This window comes from Nonomuraea sp. K271, assembly GCF_009908215.1.
GTDB lineage: Bacteria > Actinomycetota > Actinomycetes > Streptosporangiales > Streptosporangiaceae > Nonomuraea > Nonomuraea longispora.
Window position 1 is genome coordinate 1 of sequence record NZ_JAAAHR010000128.1, and the last position, 15,517, is coordinate 15,517.

General features: G+C 69.6%; 14 protein-coding genes and 1 pseudogene. 10 read left to right on the forward strand and 5 right to left on the reverse strand.

Translation table 11 applies throughout. The features are described from left to right. Positions 1-222, forward strand: a 222-nt coding sequence (locus tag GUY59_RS33330) for a BTAD domain-containing putative transcriptional regulator (RefSeq protein WP_138205716.1), incomplete at its 5' end; no start/stop codon positions are given. A gap of 6 nt (positions 223-228) precedes the next feature. Here GUY59_RS33330 and GUY59_RS33335 read toward each other — a convergent pair. The 3 genes from GUY59_RS33335 to GUY59_RS33345 all read right to left on the reverse strand — a co-directional run bounded on the left by GUY59_RS33335 (position 229) and on the right by GUY59_RS33345 (position 1,474). After that, entirely contained in the window at positions 229-600 is a 372-nt protein-coding gene (locus GUY59_RS33335) for an MFS transporter (protein ID WP_138205714.1), read from the reverse strand. Beyond that, complete coding sequence (locus tag GUY59_RS33340; RefSeq protein ID WP_161714821.1) at positions 600-851, reverse strand: MFS transporter; 252 nt, start codon at positions 849-851, stop codon at positions 600-602. The genes GUY59_RS33335 and GUY59_RS33340 overlap by 1 nt, the downstream gene beginning before the upstream one ends. Before the next feature lie 173 nt (positions 852-1,024). Further along, a complete protein-coding gene (locus GUY59_RS33345) occupies positions 1,025-1,474 on the reverse strand; it encodes a hypothetical protein (protein ID WP_138205710.1) in 450 nt (149 codons plus the stop codon). Between the two features lie 160 nt (positions 1,475-1,634). Here GUY59_RS33345 and GUY59_RS33350 point away from each other — a divergent pair, with 160 nt between their 5' ends. The 5 genes and pseudogenes from GUY59_RS33350 (at position 1,635) to GUY59_RS49230 (ending at position 4,710) form a co-directional block, all read left to right on the forward strand. Beyond that, complete coding sequence (locus tag GUY59_RS33350) at positions 1,635-2,078, forward strand: hypothetical protein (RefSeq protein ID WP_138205708.1); 444 nt, start codon at positions 1,635-1,637, stop codon at positions 2,076-2,078. 194 nt (positions 2,079-2,272) lie between these two features. Next, on the forward strand, positions 2,273-3,538 hold the full coding sequence (locus GUY59_RS33355; RefSeq protein WP_138205706.1) for an IS110 family transposase: 1,266 nt from the start codon (positions 2,273-2,275) through the stop codon (positions 3,536-3,538). A gap of 174 nt (positions 3,539-3,712) precedes the next feature. Further along, complete coding sequence (locus GUY59_RS47805) at positions 3,713-4,240, forward strand: hypothetical protein (RefSeq protein ID WP_201761642.1); 528 nt, start codon at positions 3,713-3,715, stop codon at positions 4,238-4,240. Continuing rightward, positions 4,137-4,442: pseudogene (locus tag GUY59_RS51505) on the forward strand (DDE-type integrase/transposase/recombinase); the annotation flags it as partial. The gene GUY59_RS47805 and the pseudogene GUY59_RS51505, both read left to right, overlap by 104 nt. A gap of 76 nt (positions 4,443-4,518) precedes the next feature. Beyond that, positions 4,519-4,710 (forward strand): hypothetical protein, encoded by a 192-nt coding sequence (locus GUY59_RS49230; protein ID WP_138205704.1) that lies wholly within the window; start codon positions 4,519-4,521, stop codon positions 4,708-4,710. A 230-nt stretch (positions 4,711-4,940) separates the two neighbouring features. Here GUY59_RS49230 and GUY59_RS33370 read toward each other — a convergent pair whose 3' ends face one another. After that, the gene (locus tag GUY59_RS33370) at positions 4,941-6,803 is read right to left on the reverse strand and encodes an ATP-binding cassette domain-containing protein (protein WP_138205702.1); all 1,863 of its coding nucleotides are present in this window, start codon (positions 6,801-6,803) and stop codon (positions 4,941-4,943) included. After that, positions 6,800-8,695 (reverse strand): ABC transporter ATP-binding protein, encoded by a 1,896-nt coding sequence (locus GUY59_RS33375; RefSeq protein ID WP_138205700.1) that lies wholly within the window; start codon positions 8,693-8,695, stop codon positions 6,800-6,802. The genes GUY59_RS33370 and GUY59_RS33375 overlap by 4 nt, the downstream gene beginning before the upstream one ends. A gap of 188 nt (positions 8,696-8,883) precedes the next feature. Here GUY59_RS33375 and GUY59_RS33380 point away from each other — a divergent pair, with 188 nt between their 5' ends. The 4 genes from GUY59_RS33380 to GUY59_RS33395 are packed head-to-tail and all read left to right on the forward strand — an operon-like array spanning position 8,884 to position 15,516. Beyond that, entirely contained in the window at positions 8,884-9,984 is a 1,101-nt protein-coding gene (locus GUY59_RS33380) for a glycosyltransferase family 4 protein (protein WP_138205698.1), read from the forward strand. Then, positions 9,981-13,208, forward strand: a complete 3,228-nt coding sequence (locus GUY59_RS33385; RefSeq protein ID WP_161714822.1) for a non-ribosomal peptide synthetase — start codon at positions 9,981-9,983, stop codon at positions 13,206-13,208. The genes GUY59_RS33380 and GUY59_RS33385 overlap by 4 nt, the downstream gene beginning before the upstream one ends. Before the next feature lie 5 nt (positions 13,209-13,213). Continuing rightward, on the forward strand, positions 13,214-15,277 hold the full coding sequence (locus tag GUY59_RS33390; RefSeq protein ID WP_138205694.1) for a thioesterase domain-containing protein: 2,064 nt from the start codon (positions 13,214-13,216) through the stop codon (positions 15,275-15,277). Next, positions 15,274-15,516 (forward strand): acyl carrier protein, encoded by a 243-nt coding sequence (locus GUY59_RS33395; RefSeq protein ID WP_138205692.1) that lies wholly within the window; start codon positions 15,274-15,276, stop codon positions 15,514-15,516. The genes GUY59_RS33390 and GUY59_RS33395 overlap by 4 nt, the downstream gene beginning before the upstream one ends. Position 15,517 lies beyond the last annotated feature (1 nt).

Consider the following 15,517-nt stretch of genomic DNA (forward strand, 5'->3'; position numbering starts at 1 on the left):
CGCCTGGAGCTGGGCGAGCACGGTCTTCTCGCCGGGGAGCTCGGCGACCTGATCCGCCGCCACCCGCTCCGGGAGCGGCTGCGTGCGGCCCATATGCGAGCCCTGTACGGCGCGGGCCGGGCGAGCGTCCGCGCCATGCTGGACGAGGTCGTCGCCTGGGGCGGCGCGCTGAAGGCGCTGCGCGACGGCACAGCGCCCGCCCGCCTTGATGCCCGTCCATGATCCTGCTCATCGCGCGCGGGTGAGGGGGTGGTCGATCTCGTCACGCCGGAGGCGGGCGAGAGCGATGGCCAGTACGGCGACCGTCAGCGGGGCGACGGCGGCCACGAGAAAGACAGGCCGGCTACCCCAGGCGGCTGCCACCGGGCCGACCAGCGCCATGGACAGGGGAGCCGCGCTGAGCGAAACGAAGAAGTCGAGGCTGGAGACCCGGCCGAGCATGGCGGGCGGGACGCGACGTTGCAGCAGTGTTCCCCAGATGACGCCCGCGCCGGACGTAAGGGCGCCGCACAGGAAGAGCGCGGCGATCATGGCCCCTAGTTGGTCGGCCGCGCCGAGGACGGCGAGCGGAAGACAGCCTCCACCCCAGGTCAGGAGCATCACGGACAGGTAGCGCCGGGGAAGGTCAGCGCCGACATCGTGAGCGAGCCGATCACCCCGCCGAGGCCGTAGCAGGCGAGGGCCAGCGCGTACGCCTGAGGCCCGCCCGCTCCCTGGTCGCGGATCGTGAACGGCAGCAGGACCTGGATCGGTCCGATGGTGACCAGGACGAGCGTGACGGCGAACGCCAGCGTGCCGACCAGCCACGGCGTCGTGAGCAGGTAGGCGAACCCGGCCCGCAGGTCGCTCACCACCGACCGGACAGGGAGGAGGAGGTGGGTTAGCGTCCACGGAAGTGGTGTACGGGTTTGAGTCCGTTCGTCGCTTTGATGCCCGTGAGGGAAGATCGATGTGACATGAGGGCGGCCACTCCGCGATCCTTCACAGCTGTCGAAGGCATACGAAGGAGAACGAGAAGTGGCCGCTAAGGTTGGCGCTGCCGCCGCGCAGCCGGGTCGCGGCCACGACTGGGGCGGCCAGCGGGGTGGACAGGGTGATGGTCAGCGCGTTGAGCCCGCGGACCAGAACGCTTTTTTCCTTGGATCTTGGTGTGGCCGAAGCCGGAGCCCTGCTTGGCATAGCCGTAGGTGCGCCGCTGCATGGAGTCGATGTCGAGGAAGGCCAGCACGTCGGCGCCGGGCAGCAGCGGCGTGTGCCGGGCCAGTGCGGCGAGTACCTGCCGGGCGACCGTGTCCAGCTGGCGTACGTTGCCCCAGGTGAAGGCGCGCAGGAACGAGCCGAGCGTGGACGGCGCGCGGATGCCGGTGAACAGCTTGCCCATCCCGCCGTGCCGCAGCGCGCCCAGGCCGTCGATACTGTCGGCGCCGCAGGCCATCCCGGCCACGATCGAGGCGAGCTTCGCAGGAGCGTTCACCCCGCCTGCCGCTGCCCGCGTCACATGCTCACCGGTCAAACGCTCCAGGCCTGCCCGCTCAGCCAGCCGCAGCGCCGGCCCTCTCTGTCAGACTGCTGTGATACATGGGACAGATGAGTCCATTTGATGTGAAGCAGGGCGAGACAGGACGATCGAGACAGTGACGATGACCCTCGCCGATCAGAGCGCCTTGACGGGGCAGGATGGTCGGGTGACCGATGAGCAGCCGACCCGGCCCAAGCGGCGGACGTTCACCAAGGCCTACAAGGCGCGGATCCTGGCCGCTTTCGACGCGCTGCCTGAAGGCAGCCCTGAGCGGGGCGCACTGCTCCGCAAGGAACGGCTGTACCACTCCCATATCGTGCACTGGAGAAAGCAGGCTGAGAGCGGAACACTCCCGGCCTCGACCGGCCGGCCGCACAAGAGCGCCGAGTCGGAGGAACTGGCCCGGCTGCGGGCCGAGAACAAGAAACTCAAAGCCAATACCGAAAAACTCGAGTCCCGCAACGAGAAACTGGCCGGCGAGCTGGGGAAAACCAAAACCGCGCTGGATATTGCGGGAAAAGTCCCTGATGTCACCACGGTGACGCTCTGCCTGCGGTGAAATTCGGGGGTTGTTGCCCGCCGACGTCGAGAATGCCTGGTGCCAGCCGAGCCCGTGGAAAAGTCTGACGCTGGGAGCTGCTTCAGGGGCTCTGCCTTGTTGCTTCGAGCACGCGAATCCGCCTCTTACCGTCCCCGTCTGCTCCCGCGGGCAGCCACGCGTCGATCACCTTCCCTTCGAACTGGAGACGTGGCGTGCAGGAGACCGAGGAACCGTTAGAATTCGTGCAGCGAGTCGCCGCCCTGGACATTGGCAAGAGCACGTTGATGGCGTGCATCCGGGTCCCGCATGAGGACAAGCCCGGCCGCAGGCTGCAGGAGGTCGGTGAGTACGCCACCACGACCCGATCTCTGCTGGCGCTAGCTGACCGGCTGCGCTGCCAGGGCGTCACCTTGGTCGCGATGGAGGCGACGTCGGACTACTGGAAGCCGGCGTTCTACCTGCTCGAAGCCGAGGGGTTCGAGTGCTGGCTGCTGAACGCCAAGCACGTCAAGAACGTGCCCGGCCGTCCCAAGACCGACAAGCTCGACGCAGTCTGGCTGGCGAAGGTCGTCGAGCGAGGCATGTGCCGGCCAAGCTTCGTGCCACCGAAGCCGATCCGGCAGCTACGGGACCTGACCCGGTATCGACGGACCCTGGTGCGTGAGCGAAGCAGCGCGAAGCAGCGCCTGGAGAAGATCCTTGAAGACGCCCAGATCAAGCTGACCAGCGTGATCAGTAACTTGCTCACCGTCTCCGGCCGCCAGATGCTCCAAGCCATGATCGATGGCGAACGCTCGCCGAAGGTCCTCGCTGAGATGGCCCGCGGCAAGATGCGTGCCAAGCTGGACGCTCTTCAAGAGGCTTTGACCGGCCACTTCGATGAACATCACGCCTTCCTGTGCACCATGATGCTGGCCCGCATCGACGACCTCACCGCACGCATCGGCGAACTGTCGCAGAAGATCGAGCAGGTGATGGAGCCGTTCACGGTCCAGGTTGACCAGCTGATCGAGGTGACCGGCGTGGGCCGGAGCTCCGCCCAGGAGATCATCGCGGAGATCGGCGTGGACATGACCCGCTTCTCCTCCAGCGACCATCTCGTGGCCTGGGCGCGCTATAGCCCACAAACCAGGCAATCGGCCGGCAAGACCAAGAGCTCCACGACCGGCAAGGGCAACTGGCTCAGCGGCGCGCTCGGCGAAATCGGCATCGCCACCTCCCGCACCGACACCTTCCTCGGGGCCAGATACCGGCGGATCGCCAAACGCCGGGGCAAACGACGAGCCCTCGTCGCCGTCGGGAACTCCGTCCTCACCATTGCCTGGCACCTGCTGTCCGACCCCGATGCCCGCTTCAACGACCTCGGCCCCGGCTTCTACGAATCCCGCATCAACAAAGAGCGGCAAACCCGCAACCTGATGCGCCAGCTCGAACAGCTCACCGGCCGCCCCGTCGTCCTCGGAGACGCCGCGGCCTGACACCCTGAACGTTCCCTCCGCCCTGACCGAAGATCACCGGCTGGGGTTCGCTGCCGCGCGCACCTTCTCACCGAATATCGAATCAGCATTCGCGCTGCTTCGGGACATCTCAAGCAGCGCGGACTCCGACACGAACTGAATCGGGTCCTGGACGAGTATTTCCCGGCTCTGGAGGTGTCGGTCGGCACGGTGAAGGCATGCGCGGTGTTCGGGAGATCCCGGGCCACGGTGCACCGCCGGCGAAATCCGCGCCCGCCCGTACATGGACCGCGCCGGCCGTTCCATCACCCGGCCGAACTGTCCGACGACGAGCGCGAGCAGGTGCTGGCCGTGCTCGATTCCGCCCGCTTCGCCGACAAGTCGCCCGGCCAGGTGTGGGCGATCCTGCTGGATGAGGGTGTCTACCTGTGCTCGCAGGCCACCATGTACCGCCTGCTGCGCGAAAGGGGGCAAAGTGGCGAGCGGCGTGCCCAGGCCGTACGCCCGCCGACCAGCAGACCCGAACTGGAGGCCGACCGCCCCAACCTCGTGTGGTCGTGGGACATCACCAAACTGAAAGGCCCGGTGCGAGGCGTCTACTATCTGTTGTACGTCATCATTGACATCTTCTCCCGCAAAGTCATTCACTGGGGAGATTTGGCCCACCGAAAACGGCACTCTGGCCAAAGGATTCATTCAGAACGCAATCGCCGCCAACAATAACGTCGCGCCTCGCTCCATCCACGCCGACCGCGGTACGTCGATGACCTCTAACACCGTCACCGGCCTGCTCGCGCTGCTCGGCATCGATCAATCGCATTCCCGGCCGCACGTGTCCAACGACCACCCGTACTCGGAAGCGCAGTTCAAAACCCTCAAATATTGCCCGGCATTTCCTGGACGGTTCGGATCCATCGAAGACGCCAACGTTTTCTGCGGCCAATTTTTCCGCTACTACAATCACGAGCATCGTCATTCCGGGATCGCGATGCACCGCCTCGGTGCACGACGGCACCGCCGTGTACATCCAGGCCCGCCGGATCGCGACCCTCCACGCGGCCTTCCAGGCGCATCCGGAACGGTTCCGCGGCCGGCGCCCCTACCCACCGGCATTGCCGACCAAGGTGTGGATCAACCAGCCACCCGTGATCTCCGAGACCGACACCTCACCACAAAACGCGCAAGTAGCCTGACGTCTCACCGGGTTTGACAGGTTCCGGCACCGTTTACAGAAGCTGTCCTACGATCAACTCCCTTTCGCGTTCAGGACACAATCAGCCAACGCAGCTTGAGGTGGTTTGACGTCTCTCCTCGCAGGGCGACGCCGAAGGGCCAGACCTTCATCTCCTGCACAGCACCGCATCCAAGGTTACCTACACAACAACCTCACCTTCCGCGCTCGTGGCGCACTTGAAGATCAAGCTCAGACATCATTGGACGCCTTTCCTCCGGACTGCCCAATCTGGTAGCCGCTGGCCTGCTCGTGGAAGAGATCCGCATACAGCCCACCCGACTCCAGGAGATCTTCGTGGGTTCCCCATTCGACGAGCCGCCCACCTTTCAGCATGAGGATGAGGTCCGCCATGCGGGCCGTGGAGATCCGGTGGGAGACGAACACGGTGACCGCGGCCCCGCCACCTCCACCGGATCTGCCAGCGAGCCGGAAACGTTCGAACAGCTCATGCTCGGCCAATGCGTCCATGGCCGAAGCCGGCTCGTCGAGAACCAGCAGATCAACATCTCGCCGCATCAGGGTACGGGCCAGGGCCACCCGCTGCCACTGCCCTCCGGACAGATCGACACCCGGCGCATAGCGGACGCCGACCACCGAACGCAGACCATCGGGTAGCTCTCGCGCAAGCTCCCCCGCACCGGCCCGATCCAGAGCGTCGGATACCGCCGCCTCCCTCAGGCGAGCCTGGTCCCCTACTCCGACCGATTCCAACAGGCTCAGCTCGATCCGGGCGAAATCCTGGAAGAGCACCGAGCTCCGGAGCCGCTCGGCGTCGACCGGCGACGCAGGAAAGCGGGCTGGCGACGCGGGGGAGTCAGCCGGCGGGGGCGGGAAGCCGTGCACTCTCATATGCCCCACCGTCGGTGAGTACAGGCCGCACAATACTTTCGTCAAAGTGCTCTTGCCTGAACCGTTCTCGCCCACGACCGCCACGACCGCCCCGGCGGGCAGCACGACCGACACGTCGCGCAGTGCCGGTTCAGTACGGCCCGGGTAAGCGAACGACACGTTGTTCAGCGTGATGCCCGGCGGTTGATCGGCACCCGCCGCCCGCATCAGAACGTCGATCTCGGGCAGGGACTCACGCTGGCTCGCCAGCCAGTCCAGCCACTGAACGGTTCTCCCCATCTGGTGCAGTACGGCCAGGAGAGCCACGACGGCACCGATCTGCATGCTGATCTGTACGGCCAGGGCCAGCACCAGAACGAGGTCGCCGGTCGTGGCCCGGCCCGCGGAGACCTCGGTCAGCACCACGGCCAACGCGCTGGCGTACCCAAGCGCGAAGACGATCTGGCCGGCGGACCGGATGGCCATCGCCGTCCGCTGGCCGCGCCAGAGGATGCCCGTCACCGACTGCCAGGCGTGTTCGAACCGAACGACCATCTCCGCCCGCAGGTTCAGCACCCGCGATTCCACGGCCGTCGCCGGGTCAGTGGCGAGTTCGAGGAAGTGCCCGGCCAGTCGCGCCTGACCGGCGCTCCGCTCGCGGGCACGGTTAGTGACGCCCTCCGCCCAGTGGCTGGTCCAGATGAGGACGAAGGCCAAAGCGGGCAGCAGGACGAACCAGCCGCTCAGCCCGGCCATCAGCACCGTGCCGGCCACGAGCTGGACGAGCAGGGCCCCGACCTGCAGCGCGGCCTCCAGAGCGGCGGTCGTCTGCCACAGGCCGTTCTGGACCAGGTAGAGGGTGTCGGCGTAGTTGGGCCGCTCGCGGCGGAGCAGGCCGACGTCGTCGTTGGCGGCACGGAACAACCGCGCGTTGAGCCGGACCTGGACGAGCTCTCCGAGCTCGTGGTACATCAGGTGGGCGAAGTGCGCGCACATCCGCTCCATGGCCAGCAGCACGCCGAGCAGGACGGCCAGGCCGGCCGCCGTGCCGGCCTGGCCGTCCTGCCCGGTGAGCACGGCGTCGGTGAAAACCCGCAGAACCATGGCGACGAGCGGGGTGGCGAGGTAGCCCAGGGCCATCAGACCCGCCGAGCCGAGCAGCCGGGTCCGGTCGATCTCCCAGGCCAGCGTCAGGAGAAGCCGGCCGGCCCGCAGCCGGCTCACGTCCTCGCTCCCCGTGATCCGCCCGCCTCCAAGCCCGAGGCGTTCGCCTCGGGCTTGGAGGCGAACTTCGCGGCCTGCAGGGTGAACAGCCGCGCGTACTCGCCGCTGGCGGCGACGAGCTCGTCATGCGTGCCGTATTCGGTGATGCGTCCCCGCGCCAGCACCGCGATGTGGTCCGCCCGCCGCACCGTGGAGAAGCGGTGGGAGATCACCACCGTGGTGAGCCCCTCGGTCAGTTCATGGAAGCGCTCGTAGAAGGCGATCTCGGCGCGGACGTCGAGCTGGGCGGTGGGCTCGTCCAAGATCAGGGCGGAGGCCCCGTTTCCGACGGCGTACAGGGCGCGGGCCAGCGCGATGCGCTGCCACTCGCCTCCCGATAGTCCCACCCCGTTCTCCTGCGCCGGGGACAGCACGGTGTCGAGGCCGCGGGGAAGGGCGGCCACCACGTCCATGGCGTGCGCCTTGCGCAGCGCGGCGAGCACGCCGTCGTCGGTCGTTTGGCGCACGCCTCCGTAGGAGCCCAGTGTGACATTGTCGCGCAGGGTCAGCTCGTACCGCGAGAAGTCCTGCAGGGTCACCGAGAGCCGGCGCTGCCAGTGCGCCGGGTCCGACGTGGCCAGATCCACTCCGTCCACGGTGACGGCGCCGAGGGCGGGCTGGTAGAGGCCGGTCAGGAGCTTCACCAGGGTGCTCTTCCCCGCTCCGTTCATCCCGACGATCGCGGTCGACGTGCCCGCGGGCAGAACCAGGTCGACGCCGGACAGGACCTCATCGGCGCTGCCCGGGTAGCGGAAGCGCACTCCCTCAAGGGCGATGGCCGGAGAGGGCGAGCCCGCTGTGGGAAGGCGGAGGAGTGCCGGCGCGTTCGTCCTGACGCTCACCTGGTGGCCGTATTCCTCGATGCTGCGCTCGGTGATGATGCCGAACTGCGTCTGCACGTCGCTTTCCGCGATGTGCCCGCCGAAGCGCAGCGGCATGAGCAGCGCCTGGATCGCCACCGCGAGGCCGACCGGGTCCGAGGCGTACTGCGGGTGGGTCGCGATCGTCCCGAAGACGACGACGGAGACGATCAGGCCGATGGCCGTGTAACCCAAGAACGGCCTGAGATAGATACGCCGCCGCTCCGCCCACAACTTGGTCAGATAGTCACGTGACTCTCGTTGGTACCGCACGTCCAACCAGTCCGACAGGCTCAGCGAACGGATCTCCTTGGTGGTGCGGCTCACCACACCCAGGGCGTGCAGGTACAGGAAGCGGCGCCGCTGGGCGCCCAGTTCGAGCCAGGCCAGACCGAACCTGTCCAGGGCCCCGCGCTGCCCCCACCGTAAGACCAGCGCCGCCGCCCCCACCAGCGCCGCCGCGCCCCAAGACAACTGCACACCTGCCAGCACCAGCGCCGATCCCAGCTGCAGGTACCGGGTGGCCAGCGGCGGCAGCGCGGCCGCGCCCGTCCCCGGCGTCTGCCCGGTCTCGACGAACGCCGTTCGCACGTCGTTGGCCAGCGTGCGGGCTTCGTCGCGTTCCACGGCCGGCAGCGGCGCCGCGAGTGCCATGGACATGAAGTGGCCGGCCCGGCGTCCGTCGATGCGCCGGGCCATCTGCGTGGCGAGCGCCGACTGCACCGGCGCGACCAGATACATCGCGCACGATGCCGCACCGGCCAGGATCAGCGCGGGTAACGCGCCCGACAACGGGGACCCGCCGGGAACGGGGGAACCGAGGACGCCTTCCAGCGCCTTGGCTGTGGCGACGATGAACACCAGCGGCAGCAGGCCGGCCGCGACGGCCAGTGCCCCAGCGGTGAGCAACAGGCCCGGCCCGGCGCCTGGCAGGAGCCTGACGAGTCCGAGCCAGCCGGTCAGTGCTGCTCGTCGTCGGCGGAACAGGGTCATGATCCGATCCCGCATCCCACCCCCCATCAGGCACACGAACGCGATGATCGCGATCATATGCGCGACGGACGCAGGCCCTCTGTGACCATTTTCTGGGACATGCCGGACTCACTCCGGGCGTGAGATTACTGGGGCCACGAGCGTCATCAGCCTACGCGTCGTGACTGAGGGGTCACCAAGTGCGCATCATGCTGCTTCAGAACATGTACTACGAACCAGCCCTGGGCGGCGCGAACCGCAGCGGCCGGCGCTGGATGGAGTTGTTGGCCGCTCGAGGCCACGAGTGCATGGTGCTCGCTCTCGTCTCCTCCCCCTCGGCACCGCCTGCCGAGGACAGGCTGATCGCCGGCGTTCGGGTCAGGCTGTGTCACGGCCGGGCGTTGCCGGCGACCGCCGCCAGTCTGCTGCGTGCGGAATCCCCCGATTGGGTGCTGGTTCCCTCCGACGACCCTGGACAGCTCATGCTGGGCGCCGCCGTGGCCTACGACCCGGCGCGAGTGGTGTATGTGGCGCACACCATTCAGCAACTGCCGTTCGGGCCTGCCGCGTACTATCCCAGCGCGGCCGGTACCCGGTTGCTGCGGAAGGCGGGGGCCGTTGTGTCGGTGAGCGAGGCCGCCGCCGCGCACCTGACGCGGTGGGCCGGGCTGCCCTCCGTCGTCATCCGGCCGCACGTCTACGCCGACCGGCCACCCCCCTCCAGCCCGCCCGCGACCCGCAGCGAGACGGTGATGGTCAATCCGTGCGCGGTCAAAGGCATCGAGCTGTTCCTGGCGCTGGCGGCGGCCTTCCCCGAGCAGCGGTTCGTGGCGATTCCGACCTGGGGCACGACGCCCGAGGACCGAGCGGCGCTGGACGCGGCCCCCAACGTGACGATCCGTGAGCCCGAGCCGGACCTTCGTCCGCTCCTCCGATCGGCCCGGGCGCTGGTGATGCCCTCGCTGTGGGACGAGACGTTCGGCTACACGTGCGTGGAGGCCATGGCGGAGGGAGTTCCGGTGCTCGCCAGTGATGTCGGCGGCCTGCGGGAGGCCAAGCTCGGCGTGCCGTACCGCCTGCCGGTGCGGCCCGTCACGGCGTACCGCCTGGCCAGGGGGCGTCCTGTCCCCACGGTGCCGGAGCAGGACCCGGAACCGTGGCGGCGGGCGCTCGGCGCCCTGCTGTCCGACGAGGAGCATCACCGCGACATCGCGACGAGATCCCGGGCCGCCGCCGACGCCTTCATCGCCTCCCTCGACCCGCACGCCCTCGAACGCCACCTGATCAGACTTTCGGAGGGTGCGACGTGACGCGTCCCGACCTGACCGGCCCAGTCCAGCCGGAGCGCCCGCGACGGCCGGAGAACGTCGTCGCGGCCACTCCGGTGCAGCGTCAGCTCTGGTTCACCGACCGGCTCGCCCCGCACAGCCCGCAGAACAACGTGGCCCTGCGTTTTTGGCTGCGCGGCCCCGTGTCCGCCGCCGCGCTGCAGGCGGCCCTCGACCACGTGACCGCCACCCACGAGGCGCTGCGCACCTGCTTCGGGCTGCTGGACGACGAGCTTACGCAGTACATCAGGCCGAGCTGCGTCTTTCCGCTCCACAGGCTCACCGCCGGCTCCCGGGAGGCCGCGCTGGGCCTGGCCGACAGGCTCGTCCGGGAGCCGATCGACCTGGCGGCGGCGCCGGCCGGACGCGCCGCCCTCATCGAGACCGAAGACGACGGCTCCTGCCTGGTTCTCGTCCTGCATCATGCCGTCGCGGACCATGCCTCACTGGGCATCATCCGGCGCGAGCTGTCGCAGGCGTACCGGGAGGCGATCACCGAGGGCCGGCCCGCCTCCGGCGGCCCGCGCCTGCAGTACGCCGACTACGCGGTGTGGGCGGAAGAAGTCCGGCGCACACCCGAGTTCGCGGCGCACGGCACGTTCTGGGAACAGGAGCTGGCCGGTTTTCCGGTCGTTGTCGAACTTCCGGCCGACCGGCCCCGCCCGGCGCGGCTGCTTCCCGATGGGGCCACCCACCGGTTCCGTCTGCCCGCCGAGGACGCCAAGGGCGTCAGGGAGCTGGCCCGATCGGCGGGCGCGACCCCGTTCATGGTGTACCTGAGCGTGTTCGCCCTCGTGCTGCGCCGGTGGGCCGATCATGACAAACTGCTCATCGGCTCGCCGGTCAGCGTACGCACCCGCCAGGAACTGGCCGACGTTGTCGGGCCGCTCATCAACACGCTGGTCTTCGGGATCGACCTGGCCGGGGCCGAGACCTTCATGGAGGTGCTCAACCGGGTCAGGCGGGCCGGCCTGCGGGCGCTGGCGCACCAGGAGTACCCCTTCGAGCTCCTCGTCGACCGGCTCGCCCCGCCCCGGGATCTGTCCCGCTCCCCCCTCGTGCAGGTCTCCTTCATGCTCCACGGCGGCGCGGGCGAGCCGCTCGCGCTGGCCGGCGTGGAGTGCGAGCAGCTTGAGACCGACACCGCCACAGCCAAGCAGGAGTTGCTCCTCTGGCTCACGTCGAGCGATGACGAGGTGGACGGCGTCATCGAGTACGCCACGCAGCTGTTCTCCGCCGCTAGCGTCGCCCGGCTGGCCAACCGGTACGACCGGCTGCTGCGCCAGGTGGTCGCCGAACCGAACCGGCCCGTACGGGACCTCGACTGGGTGGGCGAACGGGACCGGCGGACGCTGCTGGACTGGGGCCGCGGACCGCAGGAGGGCGACGCCGAACTGGTCCCCGACCGCATCCTGGCCGTCGCCGCGGACACCCCGCACCGGACCGCGGTGGTCGACCGCGAGGGAGAGCTCGGCTACGCCGAACTCGTCGCGCAGGCCACCGGCCTGGCCCACCGGCTCCGCCACGTGTTGTCCGAGGCGGGGCCCGAGCCGCGAGTAGGACTGTGCCTGCCCCGGGACCGGTGGTTGCTGATCACGATGGTCGGGGCCCACCTGGCCGGGGCGGCGTACGTCCCGCTCGACCCCGATCATCCACCGGCCAGGCTGCGGTTGATCGCGCAGGACGCCGGGCTGGTCGCCCTGGTGACCACCGTCGAGCTCAGCGCCCTGGGGCTCGTCACCCCGGGCGGGACTCCGACGCTGCTGATGGACGACGAGCCGGAGGACGCGTCCCCTGCGCCGCCCGGCCCGCTGCCGCAGACCGCCCCGGACCACAGCGCCTACCTGATGTACACCTCCGGCTCTACCGGCCGCCCCAAAGGGGTCGTGATCGAGCACGGCAGTCTCGCCAACGTCATGGCATCCTTCAGGGACTCCCAGAAGATCACCGGCGACGACCGCTTCCTGGCCTCGACGTCGGTCGGCTTCGACATCGCCGGGCTGGAGCTGCTGCTGCCGCTCTACTGTGGCGGCCAGGTGGTGCTGGGGCCTTCACCCCGTGTCGCGGACCCGGAGCAACTGCTCGATCTGGCCTCCCGGCACGGGGTGACCGTGCTGCAGGCGACCCCCACGCTGCTGGTCCGCGCCGTCCGTGCGGCCGCTGGTCCGGTGCCGACGCTGACCCAGGTCTGGTGCGGCGGCGAGGCCCTGTCGGCCGACGCCGCGCGAGAGGTCATCGCCTGGTGCCAGAGCCAGGGCACGCCGGAGCGGCGGCCCAGGCTGTACAACCTGTACGGGCCGACGGAGACCACCATCTGGTCCACCATGGCCGAGGTCCTGCCCGGCGTCGAGGCCGATCCACCGATCGGCCGCCCCCTGCGCAACACCCGGGTGTACGTCGTGGACGACGACCTGCGCCTGGTGCCGCCCGGCATGAGCGGTGAGCTGCTGATCGGCGGAGCGGGCGTGGCCCGCGGCTACTGGGACCGGCCGGAGCTGACCGCGGACCGGTTCGTGGACGACGTGTTCGCCGGCGGCCGCCTCTACCGGACCGGCGACATCGCGCGGTGGGGTGAGGACGGGCTGCTGCGCTTCGCCGGGCGGCTGGACGATCAGGTCAAGATCCATGGTTTCCGGGTCGAACCAGGCGAGATCGAGGCCGCGCTGCGGGAGCTGCCCGACGTTCGGGACGCGGCGGTGACCGTCCGCACGGGTCCGGACGGGGAGCCGACGCTGGCGGCGTACGTGGTGTCGCGGCACGAGAGCGCGCCGAGCCCGCAGGCGTACCGGACCAGGCTGGTGGGCAAGCTGCCCACGGCGATGATCCCCTCCTTCTTCGTGGCCCTGGACCAGCTCCCGACCACCCCGAACGGCAAGCTGAACCAGTGGGCGCTGCCCGATCCCGCCCCACCGGTCGCCGGCAGGGACCTCGCGTCGGCGACCGCCACCGAACGCCTGCTGTGCGAGATCTGGAAGGACGTCCTGGCCGTGGCGGTGGTCCGGCCGTCGGACGACTTCTTCCTGTTGGGCGGCAATTCGCTGCAGGCCGTGACCGTGCTGAACCGGATCAGGTCGCGGACGGGCGTGGAGCTCCATCTCGACGTGGTGTTCCTGCACCCCGTGCTGTCGGCGTTGGCCGCCCGGGTCGATTCGGCGCCGGACGAAAGCGGCGCGCATCCTCCGCTGACCGCCCGTCCCAGGAGCTGAGCGCGATGCCTCCGAAGCAGCTCCGTGTTCTGCTCGTCACCAATGGCGCCGAGGACCGTCAGGTCGGCGGGTACGCGATGCGTTGCGCGGGCCTGGTTCAGGGCCTGTCCATGGTGACGGCGTTGACGACCGTGGCGGTCCGCTGCCCTGACCCGGCCCTGTGCTCCCACCGGCAGCCGGAGTCGATCCCGTTCGTGGAACCGGTGGAGATCCAGCCGCCGCGTCCGAGGCTGCCGCCGGCCGATCCCTGCGGCGGGTACTTCTGCCCGCGCGCCGGGGACGAGCTGCGCGAACAGGTGCTTCGGGACCGGCCGGACGTGATCGTGGTGAGCGGGCTGGAGCTGTTCCGCTACCTCGACCTGCTCGGCGACGTCGCGGATGGCGCCCTGGTGGCCGATCTGCACAACGTCGAGTCCGCGCTCTGGGAGGAGTCCGGACGCGTCGGCGCCGAGACCACGGAGCGGCCCGCGGGGCCGTGGAAGGCCCTCGACCTGCAGGCGGTCGAGGCGGCGGTCGCGAGCTTGGCCACGGGCGTGTGGGTGTGCACCGAGGACGACCGCCGCCGATTCCTGTCGGTGCACGAACTGAGCGCCGACAGGGTGGCGGTCGTCCCGAACGTCGTGCCAGTGCCGGACGAGGTACGGCCGATGGGCGCGGTACGGCGGCTGCTCTTTCCCGGCCGGCTCGACTACCTGCCGAACGTCTTGGCCGCCCACCACCTCCTCGACGAGATCTGCCCCCGGCTCGGCCAGGCCCTTCCCGGGCTGGGGGTCGTCATCGCCGGCGCACGGCCGGGGATGTCGCTGCTGGAGCGGCGCTATCCGGACAACGCCCGGCTCACCGCCGACCCTGCCACCATGGATCCGCTCTGGCCGGGCGCCGTGCTCGTCGTCCCGCTGGTGACCGGTGGCGGCAGCCGGTTGAAGATCCTCGAAGCCTTCGCCCGCGGGTGCCCGGTCGTCTCCAGCCCGAAGGGCATCGAGGGGATCGATGCCACGGCGGGGGTGCACTACCTGCTCGCGCGGTCACCGCAGGAGACGGTCGAGTCGATCGTGCGGCTGATCAACAACCCTGAGCTGGTGACGGACCTGGTCACGGCGGCGCATCTCTTCGTCGCGAACCGGTACACGGCCCGTCAGGTGGCCGAATGCGCCATGGCCGCGCTGGAACACCTGACCGCTGCCCGCGGGGCGAGCGCCGCGGAGCGCCGGGCGGACGCCGAGCCCGTGCCGGAGCAGCGGCCCGGCCCCGACGAGACCGGACGCGGCGGGGGCCCGCGCCGGCGGTCGGCCGGGGTCGCCTCGCGTGATTGGTTTCTGCCGCTGGCCGGCGACTCAGGGGTTCCCGTGTTCGCCTTTCCGCACGCCGGCGCGGGTGCCGGGCGGTTGCTCGAGTTCGCCAGAGCTGTCGCGTCCCAGGCGTCGCTGTGGGCGGCCAACCTCCCCCGCAGGCAGGCGCGGCTCGACGAGCCGTTCCCGCCGGACCTCGCGTCCCTTGTCGGCGAGCTGGCCGACGCGGTGACGCCCCTGGTCCGGGAGCGCTACGGGTTCTTCGGCTACTGCGCGGGCGCACTGCTGGCGTTCCTGGTGGCCAGAGAGCTGCGCGAACGGGACGTGCCGCTGCCGGACACTCTGGTGGTGGCCTCGTTCGAGGCCCCTGACATCGCCCGGCTCCCCCGCGACGTGGCCGACCTGCCGGCCTCGCGCCTGTGGCGTCGCCTAGTCGACAGCGGTGGGTTGCCGGTCGCACCCGACGCCCGGCTGCGCGAGGTCGCCGAGCCGGCGGTACGCGCGGACTTCGCGCTCCTCGCCGACTACGTCCACAGACCGGCAGAGCCGCTGCCCGTGCCGATCGACGTGTGCTTCGGCGTCACGGACACCACCCCGCGCGGCGCCCTGCTGGGCTGGCGGAGACAGACCACAGCAGACGTGCGGCTGCATTGCCTGCCCGGCGGCCACTGGCTGCTCGATGACTCTCTCGCCGAGCTCGCCACGACCGTGATGGAGATCACCACCAGGCAGGCAGGGACGACAAGCAGGCGCGTAGGAGAGGAGCACCACACCGCATGACGCAGTGGGAACACGAGGTGGCCACCCTGTGGGCGGGCCTGCTCGGCCGGGACCCGTCGGCGATCTCCGTCGAGGCGGACTTCTTCCAGCTCGGCGGTGATTCCCTGGTCTTCGTCCAGTTCCTCATCGCCGCGCAGGAACGGTTCTCGGTCGAGATCATGGTCGACGAGCTCTACGAGAGCGGGTTCACCGTGCGGGCCGTCGCCGAGGTCCTGTCCTCCGGCGCCGGTGTGGCGTGAC